Annotated in this window: 16 protein-coding genes; 6 read left to right on the top strand and 10 right to left on the bottom strand. The window is 64.8% G+C overall.

Annotated features, from left to right (window positions below):
• Positions 1-408: 408 nt before the first annotated feature.
• The gene (locus O3139_RS10785) at positions 409-546 is read right to left on the bottom strand and encodes a hypothetical protein (protein ID WP_269514078.1); all 138 of its coding nucleotides are present in this window, start codon (positions 544-546) and stop codon (positions 409-411) included.
• Between the two features lie 226 nt (positions 547-772).
• Between O3139_RS10785 and O3139_RS10780 the strand changes: the two genes are divergently transcribed.
• Both O3139_RS10780 and O3139_RS14730 read left to right on the top strand, forming a co-directional pair.
• Positions 773-2,044 (top strand): Ig-like domain-containing protein, encoded by a 1,272-nt coding sequence (locus O3139_RS10780; RefSeq protein ID WP_269514077.1) that lies wholly within the window; start codon positions 773-775, stop codon positions 2,042-2,044.
• Positions 1,930-2,412 carry a DDE-type integrase/transposase/recombinase gene (locus O3139_RS14730; RefSeq protein WP_332108838.1) on the top strand — a complete coding sequence of 161 codons (483 nt, stop codon included), beginning with the start codon at positions 1,930-1,932 and terminating at the stop codon, positions 2,410-2,412. The genes O3139_RS10780 and O3139_RS14730 overlap by 115 nt, the downstream gene beginning before the upstream one ends.
• On the opposite strand, the gene O3139_RS10770 is transcribed toward O3139_RS14730, so the two are convergent.
• The 3 genes from O3139_RS10770 to O3139_RS10760 are packed head-to-tail and all read right to left on the bottom strand — an operon-like array spanning position 2,385 to position 4,266.
• Entirely contained in the window at positions 2,385-2,768 is a 384-nt protein-coding gene (locus O3139_RS10770; RefSeq protein WP_269514075.1) for a TrbC/VirB2 family protein, read from the bottom strand. The genes O3139_RS14730 and O3139_RS10770 overlap by 28 nt on opposite strands.
• Entirely contained in the window at positions 2,765-3,760 is a 996-nt protein-coding gene (gene virB11, locus O3139_RS10765; protein ID WP_269514074.1) for a P-type DNA transfer ATPase VirB11, read from the bottom strand. Before virB11 ends, O3139_RS10770 begins: the two co-directional genes overlap by 4 nt.
• Entirely contained in the window at positions 3,757-4,266 is a 510-nt protein-coding gene (locus tag O3139_RS10760) for a TrbI/VirB10 family protein (protein WP_269516473.1), read from the bottom strand. Before O3139_RS10760 ends, virB11 begins: the two co-directional genes overlap by 4 nt.
• 10 nt (positions 4,267-4,276) lie before the next feature.
• Between O3139_RS10760 and O3139_RS10755 the strand changes: the two genes are divergently transcribed.
• Positions 4,277-4,660 (top strand): hypothetical protein, encoded by a 384-nt coding sequence (locus O3139_RS10755; RefSeq protein ID WP_269516517.1) that lies wholly within the window; start codon positions 4,277-4,279, stop codon positions 4,658-4,660.
• Positions 4,661-4,901: 241 nt separating this feature from the next.
• Here the strand turns inward: O3139_RS10755 and O3139_RS10750 are convergent, their stop codons facing one another.
• The 6 genes from O3139_RS10750 to O3139_RS10725 are packed head-to-tail and all read right to left on the bottom strand — an operon-like array spanning position 4,902 to position 10,549.
• Positions 4,902-5,591 carry a TrbG/VirB9 family P-type conjugative transfer protein gene (locus tag O3139_RS10750; protein ID WP_269514073.1) on the bottom strand — a complete coding sequence of 230 codons (690 nt, stop codon included), beginning with the start codon at positions 5,589-5,591 and terminating at the stop codon, positions 4,902-4,904.
• Positions 5,588-6,358, bottom strand: a complete 771-nt coding sequence (locus tag O3139_RS10745) for a virB8 family protein (RefSeq protein WP_269514072.1) — start codon at positions 6,356-6,358, stop codon at positions 5,588-5,590. Before O3139_RS10745 ends, O3139_RS10750 begins: the two co-directional genes overlap by 4 nt.
• Entirely contained in the window at positions 6,355-7,587 is a 1,233-nt protein-coding gene (locus O3139_RS10740) for a type IV secretion system protein (protein ID WP_269514071.1), read from the bottom strand. Before O3139_RS10740 ends, O3139_RS10745 begins: the two co-directional genes overlap by 4 nt.
• Complete coding sequence (locus tag O3139_RS10735) at positions 7,584-9,956, bottom strand: VirB4 family type IV secretion/conjugal transfer ATPase (RefSeq protein ID WP_269514070.1); 2,373 nt, start codon at positions 9,954-9,956, stop codon at positions 7,584-7,586. The genes O3139_RS10740 and O3139_RS10735 overlap by 4 nt, the downstream gene beginning before the upstream one ends.
• Entirely contained in the window at positions 9,935-10,219 is a 285-nt protein-coding gene (locus O3139_RS10730; RefSeq protein WP_269514069.1) for a type IV secretion system protein VirB3, read from the bottom strand. Before O3139_RS10730 ends, O3139_RS10735 begins: the two co-directional genes overlap by 22 nt.
• A gap of 3 nt (positions 10,220-10,222) precedes the next feature.
• Complete coding sequence (locus O3139_RS10725; protein ID WP_269514068.1) at positions 10,223-10,549, bottom strand: TrbC/VirB2 family protein; 327 nt, start codon at positions 10,547-10,549, stop codon at positions 10,223-10,225.
• Positions 10,550-10,946: 397 nt separating this feature from the next.
• On the opposite strand from O3139_RS10725, the gene O3139_RS10720 reads away from it, so the two are divergent.
• From O3139_RS10720 to O3139_RS10710, 3 genes are read left to right on the top strand one after another with little or no spacing between them, the layout of a single operon-like run.
• The gene (locus O3139_RS10720) at positions 10,947-11,375 is read left to right on the top strand and encodes an RHS repeat domain-containing protein (protein WP_269514067.1); all 429 of its coding nucleotides are present in this window, start codon (positions 10,947-10,949) and stop codon (positions 11,373-11,375) included.
• Positions 11,372-12,907 (top strand): RHS repeat domain-containing protein, encoded by a 1,536-nt coding sequence (locus O3139_RS10715; protein WP_269514066.1) that lies wholly within the window; start codon positions 11,372-11,374, stop codon positions 12,905-12,907. Before O3139_RS10720 ends, O3139_RS10715 begins: the two co-directional genes overlap by 4 nt.
• Positions 12,907-15,690 (top strand): RHS repeat domain-containing protein, encoded by a 2,784-nt coding sequence (locus O3139_RS10710; RefSeq protein ID WP_269514065.1) that lies wholly within the window; start codon positions 12,907-12,909, stop codon positions 15,688-15,690. The genes O3139_RS10715 and O3139_RS10710 overlap by 1 nt, the downstream gene beginning before the upstream one ends.
• Positions 15,691-15,799: the final 109 nt, after the last annotated feature.

Raw genomic sequence — 15,799 nt, 5'->3', positions numbered from 1 at the left:
GCAGCGGTATGGGCTCAGGATTCTGGAAGGTACTGGAGATGTGCTCGAAAATGGCGTCACCTCTGAGTCCAATGCCAACGCGCGCGAGTACGCCAGGGCCTATAATAGCTCCGTAATCAGGCATCTAAACTCCGCAAACTAGCCTTGCGACAAAATCGAACAACCATGGCGAACGTCGGACCTCGTTTAGTAAGGAACAGGTAGGGGAACAGGAGTGTCGGAGGGCAAGATAAAAGGGGTGTCGTAACCTCTTGCTCCGCCGTCGAGTTTAACGCCCCCCATGACTTGCCCCGAGTTGCCGGCTCTTACCGCTGTGGTGCCGAGGGCAGGATAGGCTTTGCGCCGGCATTGTCTGACAGGCTTGGCCGTGTTGGCCCGAGCGGGTGTCGTCGGTGCTCGCCGGCGTGATCAGGGCTTGAGGTCTTCCTGGCGCTGCGCCCGGTGGCGATCGCGCGGGGTTTTCTCCAGCCACCTTGCGATGCCGGCACCGATGGCGAGGGTGGCGACGAAGACCAGAGCGATGATGGGGGACAGGGCGTCGAACAAGGGGGCCTCCATGCGGCTGACGAGACCCCAACGGCCGCCCGGCGCGAGGTTCGATCGAGCGCCGGGAGGGGATGACAGGGCCCTCAGGCCCGCAGGCGGAGCCGATCACTCGCCCACCGTCGGGGGCCGCAGAACGACGCACAAAAAACGTCGCCAAGGCAAGCTTTGCCTTGCTCGCGCTTCACGTTTCGGCTGTAGTCGCAGTCGAGCGCAATCGGAGGCGACCGTGACTGCAACGAGGGTTGTCTGCTCATTGGTCAGCGTCGTTCTGGGTCTCTGCAGTTGGGCGGTCGCTTTGCCTGCGGACGCACAGACCGCGACGACATACACCTATGACGCCCTTGGACGGCTGACCCGGCGCGTAACCGGTACGGAGGCGACGAACTACACGTTCGATCCCGCCGGTAACCGCGTGACGCTCACCTCCAGCATCGGCCCGGTGAACCGAGGCCCCACGGCGGTCAACGACACGGCCTCGGTCACGGCCGGGAGCACGGTGTCGATCGCCGTGAGAAGCAATGATACCGACCCCGACGGCGATACCCTGACCGTGACCGCCGTCAGCGGCTTTACGAAGGGGACGGCGACCATCACAGGAACAGGAAGCGCAACGGCGGTGTCCTACACGGCCAATGCGGGCCAGACCGGGACGGACAGCTTCACCTACACGATCTCGGATGGACGAGGCGGGACGGCCTCGGCGACGGTGACCGTGACCATTTCGGCCGCAGTGGCCGATATCGACCCGAATCCGCTGACCTTCCAGAACCTCACCATCTCATCGAACGATCCGAGCGTGAGTGGCTCCGGATCCGAGAGTCTGATCACAGGGATCAACCAGCCGATAGTCCTGCGGATTCAACGTTTCTACTACACCGGCAATCTGGACGCGGGGGATATCGATTATCAGGTCTTCAACGCGTCGAATGTGTTGGTTGAAAGCGGCTCTTTCGACATCCGCGGCACCGGCACGAACGACCATCGGTATCGCGAAGTGACCGTTCAAAATGGATACCGGGTAAAATACAGCGTTCGCGCCTCTACAACTACGGGACGCAGGCGTTCGACCTGGACCATGGCAGTCTGGCGCATGACTGGAACGCCCGCTCTCCTGAGCGAAAAGGGTGTCGACGTCACGGTCGATGCCGACAATAACTATCAGGTTCCGCCAAACGTCTTGATGCCCGGAGAAGTGCTCTACCCGGGTCAGGCTTTGATGTCCGCCGACGCCCAATCCCGCCTTGAGTTTCGCTCGAACGGTTCGCTGATCATCACCTGCAACGGCGTCGATCAGCAGACGCTCTACTCTGGAGGGGGCGGCGCCAATCTGCTGGCGATGCAGCACGATGGAAACCTGGTCCTTTACGCCCCGGGAGTCGCTCTTTGGCACACGGTCACCTGGGGCAATCCAGGGGCATACCTTGTGCTCCAGAACGACGGCAATTTGGTCCTCTATTCCGGCTCCACACCCCTCTGGGCCTCCTACACCTTCTGCTGAGAGGGCTGGCGGGCGTCACCCATGAGACGATCCGCTGCTGGACCATCAAGTTCGGACCACTGATTGCCCGGCGGTTGAAACGTCGTCGTCCACACCCGTCACCCCGCTGGCCTCCCGACGAAGAAGTCTGTCGGATCGGAGGCAAGCGCATGCTTCTCTGGCGTGCGGTCGACGACGAAGGCGAGGTTGTCGACGTCCTTGTCCAGCGCCGGCGCGATACGGAGGCTGCGCTGAAGCTGCCCGGACGGCTTTTGCACAACCAGCCGGTCAAGCCCCGGAAGCTTGTAACGGACGGCCAGACCTGCCGGAGTGCGCGCCTACGCTTACACTCCATGCGTCGTCAGCGCCTGACCGAGGCCCCCGCATAGGGATCGTCCAGGGTCGGCGGGCTCTCCGGGGCGGGCAGGGCCAGGGGGGCGGCCGTCACGACGGTCACGGGCGGAGGCTCGCCTCCGACAGCCGACGCCGCCAGACCCCGCAGCCCCTGGGCGATCGTCGCTGCGCCGAACAGGATGAAACACCCGACGATCACCGTCGCGCCGCGCCGGACGTTGATCCGGCCGGATGACATCAGCAGCCCCACCGACGCCACGGCCACGACCGCCAGGCTTGTCGCGATCGGCCCCAGCAGGACCGCCTGCACCCACTCGACCGCCGCCAGGAAGACGCTCGGTTCGCCGGTCCCGGCGACAGCGCTCGCGGGCGAAGACCAGACCGCGCTCACAGGTCACCCCTCAGCCGCACGTCGGAGACCTTGCGCCGACCGCCGACGCGGCTGAGCTGGACGAAGACGTCGATCGTCGAGCGGATATAGTGGGTCACGTCCTCGCGCCGCAGCCGGGTGCCGCCCTGGAGGACCAGCAGGGCGATCTGCTCGATCGCGCGCTCCGGACTGTCGGCGTGGACGGTCGTCATCGATCCCGGGTGGCCGGTGTTGACCGCGCGCAGGAAGGTAAAGGCCTCGGGGCCCCGCAACTCGCCCAGAATGATCCGGTCCGGGCGCATCCGCAGCGAGGCGTTCAACAGATCCTCCGCGGTGACCGAGGCCTCGCCCAGCACGCTTCTGGCTGCCAGCAGGCCCACGGCGTTGGGATGATGCAGGATCAGCTCTGGCGTATCCTCGATGAGGATCAGCCGCTCCCGCTCCGGGATTTCGCGGATCAGGGCGTTGAGGAAGGTCGTCTTGCCGGTCGACGTACCGCCGGCGATCAGGATGTTACGGCGGGTCGCGACGGCGGACGCCAGGGCACCGGCCACGTTTCCGGTGGCGAGGTGATCCCGGATGTCGCCAACCCCGTCCGCTGCCTCTGGGGGCCTCATAGCCGTCGTATCGAAGGCACCGGCGGCAACGTAGTCCTCCAGCCTCAGATCGGACGACACGTGTTTGCGGATGGCGAAGGCGATATCGCCGCGCGTGGCCGGCGGTATGACGATCTGCACACGTTCGCCACCGGGCAGGGAGGCCGACAGGATGGGATGCTCGCGGTTGATGCCCTGGTTCGAAAAAGCGGCGATCTGTCGGGCCAGCCGGGTGAGAACCACCTCGTCCAGCCCGTCAACGGCGTGATGTTCGGTATCCCCGCCCAGGGTCTCGACCCAGATCTGGCCAGGGGCGTTGACGTAGATATCCGTCACTTCCGGCCGTGCCAGGACGTCTGCGAAGGGTGCCAGATAGCTGCGCAGATAGACCTGCCCCTCGGGCGCGGCCTGCGTCATGGTCGGTCCCGGACGGGCGGGAACTCCAGATCGCGCGCGACGAAGGCGGACACCGTTGTGCCGGCGTCCACCCGAAGCGTGGGTGTGACGGAAGCGCCCGCAACCGGTGCGGTTCCGGTCTGGGTCGAGCCGGGCAGGGCGACGAATACGGGCGTGTCCCCGCTGATGCTGCGACTGGCCAGGTTCAGGCCGAAGTTCACCGTGGTCTGCAAAACGGCGGAGGCAAAGCGTTGCAGGAAGTGGGTGTCGACGCGCCCGCGGACACCGGTCCTTCCGACCCGATCAGCTGCGGGCGATTCCAGAGCGATCGACACGCCGTCCGGCCGCACCAGTCGTGTCCATTGAACGAGGGCACGATCCTGGCCTGCAGACAGGTCGGCTGCATAGGTGCCGAACAGGCGACTGCCGCGCGGGATCAGGATTTCCGTGCCGTCAAACCCGCGCACGTCGCGAGAGACCAGGGCACGGACAAAGCCCGGGCGTGTCGAGTCGAGGGCGGTCTCCAGGACGGCAGGGATGAGCGTACCCTGGGCGACCGTCGTAGCCCTGCGCCCCAGAACCGTGGTCCGGATCGATCCGATCGAGCCTGATGCTGCTGCCGTCGTACCCGGTTCGACGTCTTCGGTCCCTGGCGTCGCGGTGGACGTGCTGCTGCGTGATGCGGCTGTCGTGTCGATCACGAGCACAGAGCCCCCGCTGGATCCGGTGCTGGCGGGCGAAGACGGTGATGGCTGGGGCAGGCCTGGAGACGGCAGAAAGTCCGGCATCTGCTGTATCGGGCCAGGCAGGGACGATGTCGAACGCACCGGCACGGGTGTGAACGGCGGCGACTCCATGGGTGTCCGGGTCAGCAATAGCGCTGGAGGCGGCGGCGGTGGCGGCGGTGGGAGGACTCCATAGTCCTGATCAAGATCGAGCGGGGGCAGGCCGGGCCCCAATGAGACGCGATCGACGGTTCCAGCCTGCACCGCTGGGGCGACACTGGCTCGCCGTTGGCCGTCCAGGACCAGAAAGAGAAGCCCACCGGCCACAACCGCGACGGCCACCATCATCCACGTCGGGATCGCGCGCCGCAGGCCTGCGACCGTCGGGACAATGCTGTCCTCGCGATCACGGGGACGCGGATCGACCGGCAAGCGTGTCATTGCGACACTCGCTGACGCTGGCGTGGCCGCGTCGCGCGGGCCGACAGGCGATCAAGACGAAACACCAGGGTCGGATGAACAGCGTCGATCACATAGCGGCCGTCACGAACATAACCCTCCAGCAGCACCTCGCTTCCTCGCCCTTCCACCCCGAACACGGCTGGCAGGGTCTGGTCCGGCCGCCAGTCGATATAGGTCCGGGTCCCGTCGTCGATGACGGCGAGAGGCTGCAAGGCCCGGTTGCCGCTCATTCGATAGGGGGCCGTTTCACCCGGACTGGACGGTCCGATCCGGGGCTGGACCTCGGGATAGCTGAACCTGAGGCTGAACGGCGTATCGGGCGTCGGACCGAAGGTAGGGACAAGCTCGAAGCTGTAGACCCGGCGGTCGGTAATGACCGTCATATTGGTTGGGCTGGTGGCGCGAACGGGCTGTAGAAAGAGCGCGTTGCCCCGGCCGTTCAGCGTTACCTGCCAGGCATCGCTGTCGCCGACCGCGACGTTCTCGACCGTCTCGTTGGTGCCGAACAGCACCGTGACCTGGTAGCGGGTCGCCGCATTCAGCCGATAGACCTGTCCCGGATCGTAAGGCAGGGTCTGGATCCGCGGATCCGCCGGGGCCGACGGCGGTGTCTGGGCCAGCACGGGCGTGGCCAGCATCAGGACCGTGAACGCCAGGGCCCTCATCGAACGACGCCCTGGGCAGTATAGGCATCATTCCCGGCATCCGAGGCTTCGTCGGGTGCGGATCGCCCCCCGTCGAGGTCCTGCGGCGCAGGGGCTTCCTGGTCGCGTCGGTAACTCACGACCTGGAACCCCAGCGGATTCGAGAAGCGATCTTCGACCGCCATCGGTTCGCCCGACAGCCGGTAACGCACCACGGCAACCCAGGGCAGAGCAGGCTGCAGCGTGCCGCCCGCGTCCCGCCGGATCGTCTCGAACCGCACCAGCGCGGTATCCAGCCCCAGGGGGGATACGCTCTTGATCCGCGTGTCGACGACCGTGGACCTCGGCAGGGTCTGCAAAGGGCTGCGCGGGTTGGACGCCTGCATCAGCGAGACGTAATCGCTGCGCGCCGCTTCCGCCGACCAGAGGCCGACCTTCTGATAGTTGGCGTTCAGGGTCGCGATGTCGAAGCTCTCGCGCGCGATTACATATTGAACCAGCATGGACTGGACCAGCGCCCGATCGGGCGTGATCTCATTGGCCTCCAGCGGCTTGAGGGTCTGGACGAAGCCCGTCGTTCGATCGACAAGCAGGGTATAGGGGACGACCGTCTTGAGGGGCATCAGCACCATCAGGGCGATCCCCTCGACAAGGGCGACGACGACCGAGACACCGGCGATGATCCAGGCGACCCGGCGCGACCGATCGATCTCGGCAGCGCGATCCGCCGCCCAACTGCCTGCCTCCTTGTAGTAGGCCGAAAGGGCTTCCCGACTGGTCTTTTTCATGTCCGGCGGTCCCGTAGACTGCTGCCGACCGAGCGTCTCGTCCGGGTTCGACGTACGACAGGAGCCGACGCGGGAATGGCGAACTCTTCACCGGCAAGGGAGGAAGATCCGGCCCGAGCGTTTCCCGTGTGCCCGTCCGAACGGCCGACCATGAACGCGCTTTCTCGCCTCTGCGCCGCGCTCAAGGCCCCCGCAACGCCGAGTACCCGGGGAGATGCGTCGCCGACCCGGGCGAGCGCCGATGTCACGGGGATCGATGTCTGTGGCCCTGGGCCCGCTTCAGGGACGGACGGCAAGGCCAGGAGAGAGCTGAGGTTGAAGGCGGGAATGTGCATCATGAAGGCCAACCTCAGCATCAGGAACGCCGATCCTGCCAATGTCGCAGAAAAAGCAAGGGTCAGCACCAGCATCTCGAGCGGTGCCGAGGCGGTCATGACGCGCGCGTCCCGAAGCTGGAGCACATTGGCGAGCCAGGGTTCGAGAACCGTCAGTTCCACCCCGAGAACGATGCTCACGGCGACGGAGGCCAGCACCGTGAACACCATGGCCCGAATCCAGCCGACAAAAACACCATGCGCCAAATCGAACAGCAACAGGCCCGCGAATAGAGGCGCAAGGGCCAGCAGGAGCCCGGCCATGATGCGGATGCCACCGAGTGCGGCGATCGTCGATGAGAGAAACACCGTTCGCGCCATACCCAGCGCGGGGTCATCCGCGACCGGCTCTCGCCCGGTCGAGATCGACGCTCCGCCAGCCGCAGTCGGAGGACGAGATTCGAGGTCATTGCGTCCACTCCCCAGCGTCGCCAGACGGCTCATGGCCTGATCGGCAGTCTGAAGTCTGTCGACCAGTCCATCAGCGTCACCCGCCAGCCCGGATGCCCCGCTGATTGCCGCACCGAGCTGGCCCGGACCGGTGACGACGACATCGTAGATGACCGTCCGATATGCCGGCCAGCTCGTCGCGATCAGGAGGATCACGCCAATCTTGACCACCGCCATGACACCTTCGCGCAGCGTGGGCGTCGTCCCCAGCACCATGCGCAGTCCGAACAGGGCGATGAAGATCGTGAGCACGGCCGTGAGCGCGAGGGAGAGCGGCGAGCCGGGATCGGACAGGGCCGCATAGCCGGCCGTGCCGATCGTCCCGGCCTGACAGTCCAGATGTCGAAGCACGCCCGACAAAAACGCGTCGCCCGTGCCGACGGACGGACAGGAGGCGAGGATCATGAGACCTCCAGAAGCGGGGCCATCCAGTCAGCCGGATCGTCGCCGACGCGGGCGCGAATGTCGTCCAGGGCGCGAACCGTGCGCTCGCGCCCCGAAAGGATCGTCAGGATATCGTTTTCTCCGGACAGATCGAGACGGGCGACAACGCTTTCGCCGCCGCGACGGATCAGGAACGCATGGGCACTATCCGGTATGGCGCGGACCAGATCGTACTCATGCTGGCTCAGGCCAAAGCCGCCCATATAGTCTTCGGCCCGCGCCTTGGGATTGACCATGAAGATCTGGGTCGCGGCCTGTTCGATGATGGCGCTGGCGATACGGCTTTCCAGGGCATCCTGTGCGCTCTGGGTGGCGAAGCCGACGATCCCGTTGCGCTTGCGGATCGTCTTTTCCCAATCCTTGATGCGTCGCACGAACACATCGTCATCCAGCGCCTTCCAGCCCTCGTCGACGACGATGATGGCAGGCGATCCGTCCAGCCGTTCCTCCACGCGATGGAACAGATACATCATCGCCGGTGTCCGCACGGCCGGATCGTCCAGCAGCACGGTCATGTCGAACCCGACGGCGTGGTTGGACAGATCGGTAAGGTCCTCGGCATTGTCGAACAACCAGGCGCGGTCGCCGTCTCCCCACCAGGGCCGCAGTCGCGACCAGAGGTCTGACCGCTTCGGCCGCTGATCTCCCCGGAACAGCTCCACGAGGTGACGCAGGCGACGGTGCGCCACCGGCTGCTCGAAGTTGGCCGCCACCGCATCCTTGATGCGCGCCAGGTCCTCCACGTTAGCCTCGCCGGCCAGCTGCGCCAGCCAGTCGATCAGGAAGCCGCGATGGGCGGGGGTGTCTTGCAGTTGCAGGGGGTTCAGGCCGGACGGTTCGCCTGGTCGCAACCGATCATAGCGTCCGCCGATGGCCCGGATGAACAGTTCGGCCCCCCGATCCTTGTCGAAGAAGACGATCCGGGGATTCAGCTTGCGCGCCTGGGCCAGAAGGAAGTTCAGCACCACGGTCTTGCCGGACCCGGAGGGGCCGATCACCGTGAAGTTGCCCAGATCGCCCTGGTGGAAGTTGAAGTGATAGGGTCCCGCCGCAGTCGTTTCCAGCAGGGTAATGGCCTCGCCCCAGTGCGAGCCGCTGGCCTGACCCCGCGGGAAATTGTGCGCGCTGGCGAGGCCGGCGAAGTTGGTCGTGGAGACCAGTCCGCGCCGGGCGATATATTTGAAGTTGGCTGGAAATTGCGCCCAGAACGCGGGTTCCAGCGCGACCTCCTCGCGCACGGCGACGATGCCCAGATCGGCCAGTGTCGCCGTGACGTCGGCCACGCCCGCATCGATGTGACCAATCGTGGAGCCTCTGATGGCAATGGTCATGTGATGTTCGCCAAAGCCAGCCCGTCCGGCTGCGACATCATCCTTGGCCTGGGCGAGTTCACCTCGCAGAGACATCGCCTCATCCTCGGTCGAACGCATGCGGCGCAATGCCAAATTCATGCGCTCAAGCGCGTCTTGCCGTTCCACAAAGGCGAAGGACTGGGTGATCGTCAGTTCGAGCGGCAGACGCAGCAGCTCGTCGAACATTCCGGGCGCGCTGAACGACGGGTAGTCCTTGATGGACACGAGGCCCACAAAGCTGCGGTCGAGGTGGCCCGCGGGAGCCAGCTCTACCAACTCCTGGCCGAAACTGATGCGTCGGTAGGGGAGGTAGGCCCCCAGATCCTGATACGGCAGTAGAACCGGCCGCTCTTCGCCGTTGTATAGCGACGACAGAAACGCCAGCGGCTCCGAACAGGGTCCGTTGGGCGTGTCGTAAACGCCGAGCAGTCGCGGTTCATAGTCGCCGAGCGCCGCCAGCAGGGCGTCGCGTCCGGCGTTGAGTTGCGCCAGCTCGTAGGCCTGGTTTGCCCCGACGGGCTCGGTCGAGCGGGCCAGCCAGGTCCGGACCCGGTCGGCCAGTCCCACACTTCCCTGCAGGGGCCGACGCACGAGCGTGAGATAGAGGTCGTTGACGAAGAGCTGCTTGGCCGCCAATCGCTCCGTCCATCGCTCGCCCAGCATCCGGGAAAAGCCGTCGGGATACTCAGCCTCGATCTCGACATCCACGCGCCGGCGAATGACGTGATAGTAAAGAGCAAAGCGGGACGACCCGATGGCGCGCATCATGGCGTCGCGCAGGGTCTGGCGATAGTTCAGCTCGGCGGTGTCTGCTGTCTCGAACAACAGGCCCCGAAGGTGGATCGTCTGCAGCAGCAGGCCGTCACGGGTCTCAATGGTGACATCGTCGAGATGACGGGCATAGGGCAGATGGGTCCCGGCGGCCTGTTCGCGTTCGACGGTCCGTCGGCCCCGGCTCACGGGCGATAGGAGTTGCATCGCCAGACATCATGGTTCCGCACGCGCGGGCATTGACCGATCCGGGTCAGCCATAGATCGACGATCCTGGGCTCGCGCAGACACAACAGGACGCCGATCCCGTGGATCACCAGGGCAACTGGAATGACCCAGGCCGAACGGAACACCAAGAACAGCTCGGCCGCGACCACGGCGTTGATGACAAAATAGTTGTAGGTCACGCCGGCAAACATCTGCGGGCGGGTCAGGGCCGTGAACAGCGGGGCCCGGTCAAGTCCCTCCATCGCCTAGCCCGTGAATGCTGCGGTCGAACGGATGCCGGCGACGATGCTGACCGCGCCGAACAGGATGAAGCAGCCCAGCACCACGATCGCGCCACGACGCCAGTCCACCCGCCCGGTCAGCATCAGAAAACCGACGCAGGCGATTGCGATTACCGCGATAACGGTAGCGACCGTGCCCAGCAGCGTGCCCTGAAGCCATTGGACGGCGGAGACGATTGGACCAGAGCCACTCGGATCGGCGAGCGCGGCCTGGGCTGAGGCCGTGGCGGACTGCACCGCGGCACCCATCGCGACGCTTGCGCCCTGAAGAACTCTCAACCGCTTGGACATGCAAGATCCTGATGACGCCAACACTGTATCATGCCCAGATCTGGACGGCTGCCAACCCCGCTCCGTCTTTGGCCGTCCAGTTTTTCACTGGCATATGCCATCCGTGGAGTGGACGCCGTGTCCGCTCGAAGCTGTCGTCCGTTTTCGGAGTTTCTGGCTCGTCTTTTGCCGGGCGGGGTTTTGTGGACACAAGGCCCGACCGCCGGAATCGCGCTTGACGCGTTGGCGGGATTGGCCAACCCTCGTTCTGGACCGGGGGGCTTAGCATGCGCTGGTTGGGGCTTGAGTTCCGTTTCCCCCTGAGGGGGTGGTGCCCGGGCGACGGAGCGGGTCTGTGAGGCCCCGGGTTCCGGTCCGGGCTGCGCTCGCCGCATGGGTCCTTGGCAGTCTGCCTGGGGTGGGTTTGGCGCAGGCGGTCGAGCAGTATGGATATGACAGCCTTGGTCGGCTGATCGCCGTCGATCGCTCGTCCCAGACCAACACCGCCTATCGCTACGATGCTGCGGGCAACCGGACCACGGTCACCACGCTCAATCAGATGGAGGCCGTCTGGCAGGCGGAAAGCCTTCCCCACGTCATCGGCTACGGGATTCCGGGAGGCTGGGAGGCCTCGGCCGGGCTCGGTTCCGGCTTCATGACCTACGGCCCCTATACGCCCGCGACGCCGACGGGTCTGAACATCGCCAGCTGGCGCATCAAGGTCGACAGCAACACCTACCCCGACACGGGCGATGTGGTGGCGCTGGACATCTGGGACGCCACCGCCGGGGTCAGCCTCGGGCGAAGTTCTGGTCTGCCCACAACCTATGGGCGGGAACACCTGTGACCACGATTGAACTGAATCCTTCTGTGCGACGCTCTGTCGTCATGCTTCTGGTCAGTCTCGTGCTCGGGCTATGTCTGCCACGGGCTGTCCTGGCTCAAAACATCCAGCCCCCGGAACCCTACCAGCCGACCGATGGAAATGGCGTCAATCTGGCGACCGGGACCATCGGCATCTCGACCTCGGAAATCTCGATCGGCCAATCGGGCGCGGGGGGGCTGTCTTACAGCGCAAGCTTCGACGCACGGGCGAGGGGTTGGCGACACAATACCTGGGGCGGGATCAACCGGAAACCCGACGATGTCTACGCGCCTCTGCACGCCTATACCGTCACGGTCATGGGCCGGTCAGTGGTGTTTGAGAAACTGACGGCTGGGACGTTCGGGGCCGTCGAGGGCTACGGCACTCTGACCCTGGCCGGTGGCATTTATACCTTCACCGCCCTGGACGGCACCATCGCCACTTTCAACAAGGGCGAGCGGAGTGAATACCCCTACGAAGCAAACGAGGGCGTGATCCAGCAAATCGTCAGACCGAACGGCGAGATCATCTCCTTCACCTATCTGGGGGGCAACGCTGGCCGCTACCCCCTCTCGGTCTCCAACAATCTCGGATATCAGATTCACTTCGAGTACGCGGGCGGTGCTCAGCAGCACAACCTGACCGTGACGGCGCTGAACAATGGCATTGATGCCTGCGCCCCGACGGCAACCAGCTGCAGTTTTAGCCAGAACTGGCCGTCGCTGACGCTGGCGGCACTCAGCTCCGGCGAGCGGACCGCCACCGACAATCTCGGCCACACACTGCGGCTCGGGTTCGATGCTCGGGGGCAACTGACGGCGATTGCACGTCCGACCCAGACCACAGGCTCGAGCCGCTCGGTCGTCTGGAGCGACAATCGAGTGTCGAGCGTGTCCGACGGTGTGGGAATCTGGACCTACACCATCCCGGTGCGTCCCAGCTCAAGCTACAATACCATCACCACCGTCAGGGATCCGAACCTCAACACCACCTCCTATGCCTTTGCATGGGAGGCGCAGGAGGTTCAGGGCGTAAGGCCTGAGCTTCGATCGATCACCGATAGCCTGAACAACACTACAGCGGTGCTGCAGGACGGTGGCGGAGTGCGTGAGATCATTTATCCTGAAGGCGATGGAATACGTGTGATCCGCAACACGCGCGGCGACGTCGAGACCGTGACCCGGCGGGCAAAGCCGGGTTCGCCGACCCTGCCGGATCAGATCACCACGGCCACCTACGGCGACTGTTCGACCCCCATCCGGTGCGGTCGTCCGACGTCTGTGACGGATGCTCGCGGGAACGTGACGACCTACACCTATGACGCTGCGGGGAATTTGCTGACGGAGACGGGTCCAGCGCCGACGCCCGGGGCTGCGCGTCCTCAGACGCGCTATACTTGGGAGCAGCGCTACGCCTGGTACAGGCAGAACGGATCCTCGGCGATCACCCGGGCCGCGTCGCCGGTGTGGGTCCAGACGGGCCGTTCTCAGTGCATGACAGGAACGACCTGCTGATGGCCCGGTTTTCGCGCATGGGATGGCTGAGGCTTGCGGGCCTGGCGGGGGGGCTGGTGCTGGCGGGGCCGGCGTTTGCCCAGTCGGCGGACGAGGTCCGCACGACCACGACCTATCAGGTGGGCTCCTCCAGCACGGCCAGCAATCTGCTGCCGGTGTCGGTGACGACGGGGGCGGCGAACGGGTCGGTGACGGCGACGGTCACCACGACCTGGGATGCGGTGGGCAATGTGGTGAGCGTCGATGGCCCGTTGTCGGGTTCGGCGGACACCACGCGCTATGTCTATGACGCGATGCGCCAGCAGGTGGGGGTGATCGGACCGGATCCGGACGGGGCCACGGGCGTTCTGCCGTTCGGCGCGACCCGGACCACCTACAATGCCGACGGCCAGGTGACGATGGTCGAGCAGGGGACCACCACGGGTCAGACGGCCACGGCCTGGGCCGCTTTCACTCCGCTGCAGCGGGCGACCACCACCTATGACGCGCAAGGGCGCAAGGTGCGCGACACGGCGGCGTTCGGCACGCCCCAGGCGATGGTCACCCAGTACAGCTACGACACAGCGGGTCGCCAGACCTGCACGGCCCAGCGGATGAACCCGGCGGTCTATGGCGCGCTGCCGGCCTCGGCCTGTACCCTGGGCCCGGAGGGCAGCCAGGGCCCGGACCGGATCACCCGGAACGTCCATGATGCAGCCAGCCGGGTCATCCAGGTCCGGCGGGCCGTGGGTACGCCCCTCGAGCAGGTCTATGCGGCCTATACCTTCACCCTGAACGGCCAGCAGGCCAGCGTGACGGACGCCAACGGCAACCGGGCGGAGATGACGTATGACGGCTTCGACCGTCAGACCCGCTGGACCTTCCCGTCCCGGACCACGCCGGGTCAGGTCAATGCGGCCGACTATGAACAGTATGGCTACGACGCCAACAACAACCGGACGTCCTTGAGAAAGCGCGACGGCCGCACCCTGACCTTTACCTATGATGCCCTGAACCGGATGACGACCAGGGTCGTGCCGGACGGGAGCGGGCTCCCGGCCTCGGCGACGCGCGACGTCTACTATGGCTACGACCTCAGGGGTCTTCAGACCTATGCCCGGTTCGACGGACCGAACGGCGAGGGGGTGACCAACACCTGGGACGCTCTGGGGCGGCAGACGGCGTCCTCGACCGTGCTGTCCGGCATCGCCTGGACGATCGGGTCGCAGTACGACCTGTCGGGCGCGCGCACGGCCCTGGTCTATCCGGACGGTCAGTACGTCCGGTACACCCGCGACGGCCTGGGCCGGATCGATTCCACGACCCTCAACGGCGTGACCAGGATCTTCGATCCGCGGTATGACACTCTGGGCCGGACCTCGGCCCTGTACCGTGCGAATGGCGCCAACTGGGGATCGCCGACCAGCTATGGCTACGACGGGGCCTCGCGCCTGACCTCGCTGATCCACGATCCAGCGGGCACGGCCCAGGACATCACCACGGGCTTCGCCTACAACCCGGCCAGCCAGGTGGTCAGCCGCAATCAGTCCAACACGGCCTATCGCTTCACCGGCCATGCCAACGTCAGCCGGGCCTATGCGGTCAATGGCCTGAACCAGTACACCACGGCTGGCCCGGCCAGCTTCACCTATGACGCCAACGGCAACCTGACCTCGGACGGGGTGGGGGGGACCTATGTCTATGACGTGGAGAACCGGCTGATCCGCGGGCCCAACGGCGCGACCCTGTCCTACGATCCCCTGGGCCGGCTGTTCCAGAGCTCCAGCAACACCTATGGCGCGACCCGCTACACCTATGACGGCGACAAGCTGATCGCCGAGTACAACGCCTCGAACACCCTGCTGCGCCGCTATGTCCACGCCGACGGCTCGGACACGCCGCTGGTGGTCTATGAGGGCACCGGCACCACCGCGCCGCAATACCTCTATGCCGACCACCAGGGCTCGATCGTGGCCCGCACCAATGCCGCGGGCACCGTCACAAACATCAACGCCTATGACGAATACGGCATCCCCAACGCCACCAACACCGGCCGCTTCCAGTACACCGGCCAGGCCTGGCTGCCCGAGCTGGGCATGTACCACTACAAGGCCCGCATCTACTCCCCCACCCTCGGACGGTTCCTGCAGACGGATCCGATCGGATACGAGGACCAGATCAACCTGTATGCGTATGTCGCAAACGATCCGGTGAACGGGACAGACCCGACAGGGGCCGTTCAAGTGTTTGCTAATGGATCGATAGGGTATCAAGTCGTCAGTCCGGGGCCTGCTCCTAACTCTAGCCCCCCCCCGCCTAACCCTTACCAAACCGGTCGGCCGTACGTTCCTCCCCCAGGCGCGGCGAACGATAATAGTCTAGTTCGGACGCTCTTGGGGCGCCTCGTGAGGGGTGGCGGAAGGATTGGTGGTGCTCTAGCTAGTTGGGCAATTCCCACGCAAGAACTCGCTGGACCCGAAAGGGATGAGGTTTACGGCTACGGTTATCACTATACAACGCCAGAAAATGCCGAAAGTATTGGCCGTAGTGGCGTTATTGCGCCCCAAGGTCGTCCCTATACGTTCTTTAGTACCGAACGAATATCCGCTGACCAAGTAAACAATGCCCTATTTGCGGGGCGTAGACCTGGTGCCACCTCGGTGGTGGAGTTCCGATACCGGCAAGGAAGTATAATCGGAGAGCCAGATCCGGGAACTGCATTTCGAGGTGTTAGAGTCCGAGGGTCGATAAGAAACGACGGCAGAAACATAATATTCACAAGAATTGGACAAAATGTACTCTGAATACTCAAAATTTGAGGTGATTATAAAGGGCTCTGGGATTGGAGACGTGAGTCTATTGCTCGGCTTATTTCTATCCGCCAAATTTAATTCGCCAAACAAAACTGACACC

It is taken from the genome of Brevundimonas subvibrioides (assembly GCF_027271155.1).
In the GTDB taxonomy this organism is placed as follows: domain Bacteria; phylum Pseudomonadota; class Alphaproteobacteria; order Caulobacterales; family Caulobacteraceae; genus Brevundimonas; species Brevundimonas subvibrioides_D.
This window is presented reverse-complemented; position numbering and strand designations above follow the sequence as displayed.

What these genes read in the sequence shown, in the direction of transcription:
- O3139_RS10710 (WP_269514065.1), top strand. Translation starts at nt 12,907, where the DNA reads ATGGCCCGGTTTTCGCGCATGGGATGGCTGAGGCTTGCGGGCCTGGCG.
- O3139_RS10725 (WP_269514068.1), bottom strand. Translation starts at nt 10,549, where the DNA reads ATGTCCAAGCGGTTGAGAGTTCTTCAGGGCGCAAGCGTCGCGATGGGT.
- O3139_RS10740 (WP_269514071.1), bottom strand. Translation starts at nt 7,587, where the DNA reads ATGATCCTCGCCTCCTGTCCGTCCGTCGGCACGGGCGACGCGTTTTTG.
- O3139_RS10745 (WP_269514072.1), bottom strand. Translation starts at nt 6,358, where the DNA reads ATGAAAAAGACCAGTCGGGAAGCCCTTTCGGCCTACTACAAGGAGGCA.
- virB11 (WP_269514074.1), bottom strand. Translation starts at nt 3,760, where the DNA reads ATGACGCAGGCCGCGCCCGAGGGGCAGGTCTATCTGCGCAGCTATCTG.
- O3139_RS10750 (WP_269514073.1), bottom strand. Translation starts at nt 5,591, where the DNA reads ATGAGGGCCCTGGCGTTCACGGTCCTGATGCTGGCCACGCCCGTGCTG.
- O3139_RS10735 (WP_269514070.1), bottom strand. Translation starts at nt 9,956, where the DNA reads ATGCAACTCCTATCGCCCGTGAGCCGGGGCCGACGGACCGTCGAACGC.
- O3139_RS10730 (WP_269514069.1), bottom strand. Translation starts at nt 10,219, where the DNA reads ATGGAGGGACTTGACCGGGCCCCGCTGTTCACGGCCCTGACCCGCCCG.
- O3139_RS10755 (WP_269516517.1), top strand. Translation starts at nt 4,277, where the DNA reads ATGAGCGTACCCTGGGCGACCGTCGTAGCCCTGCGCCCCAGAACCGTG.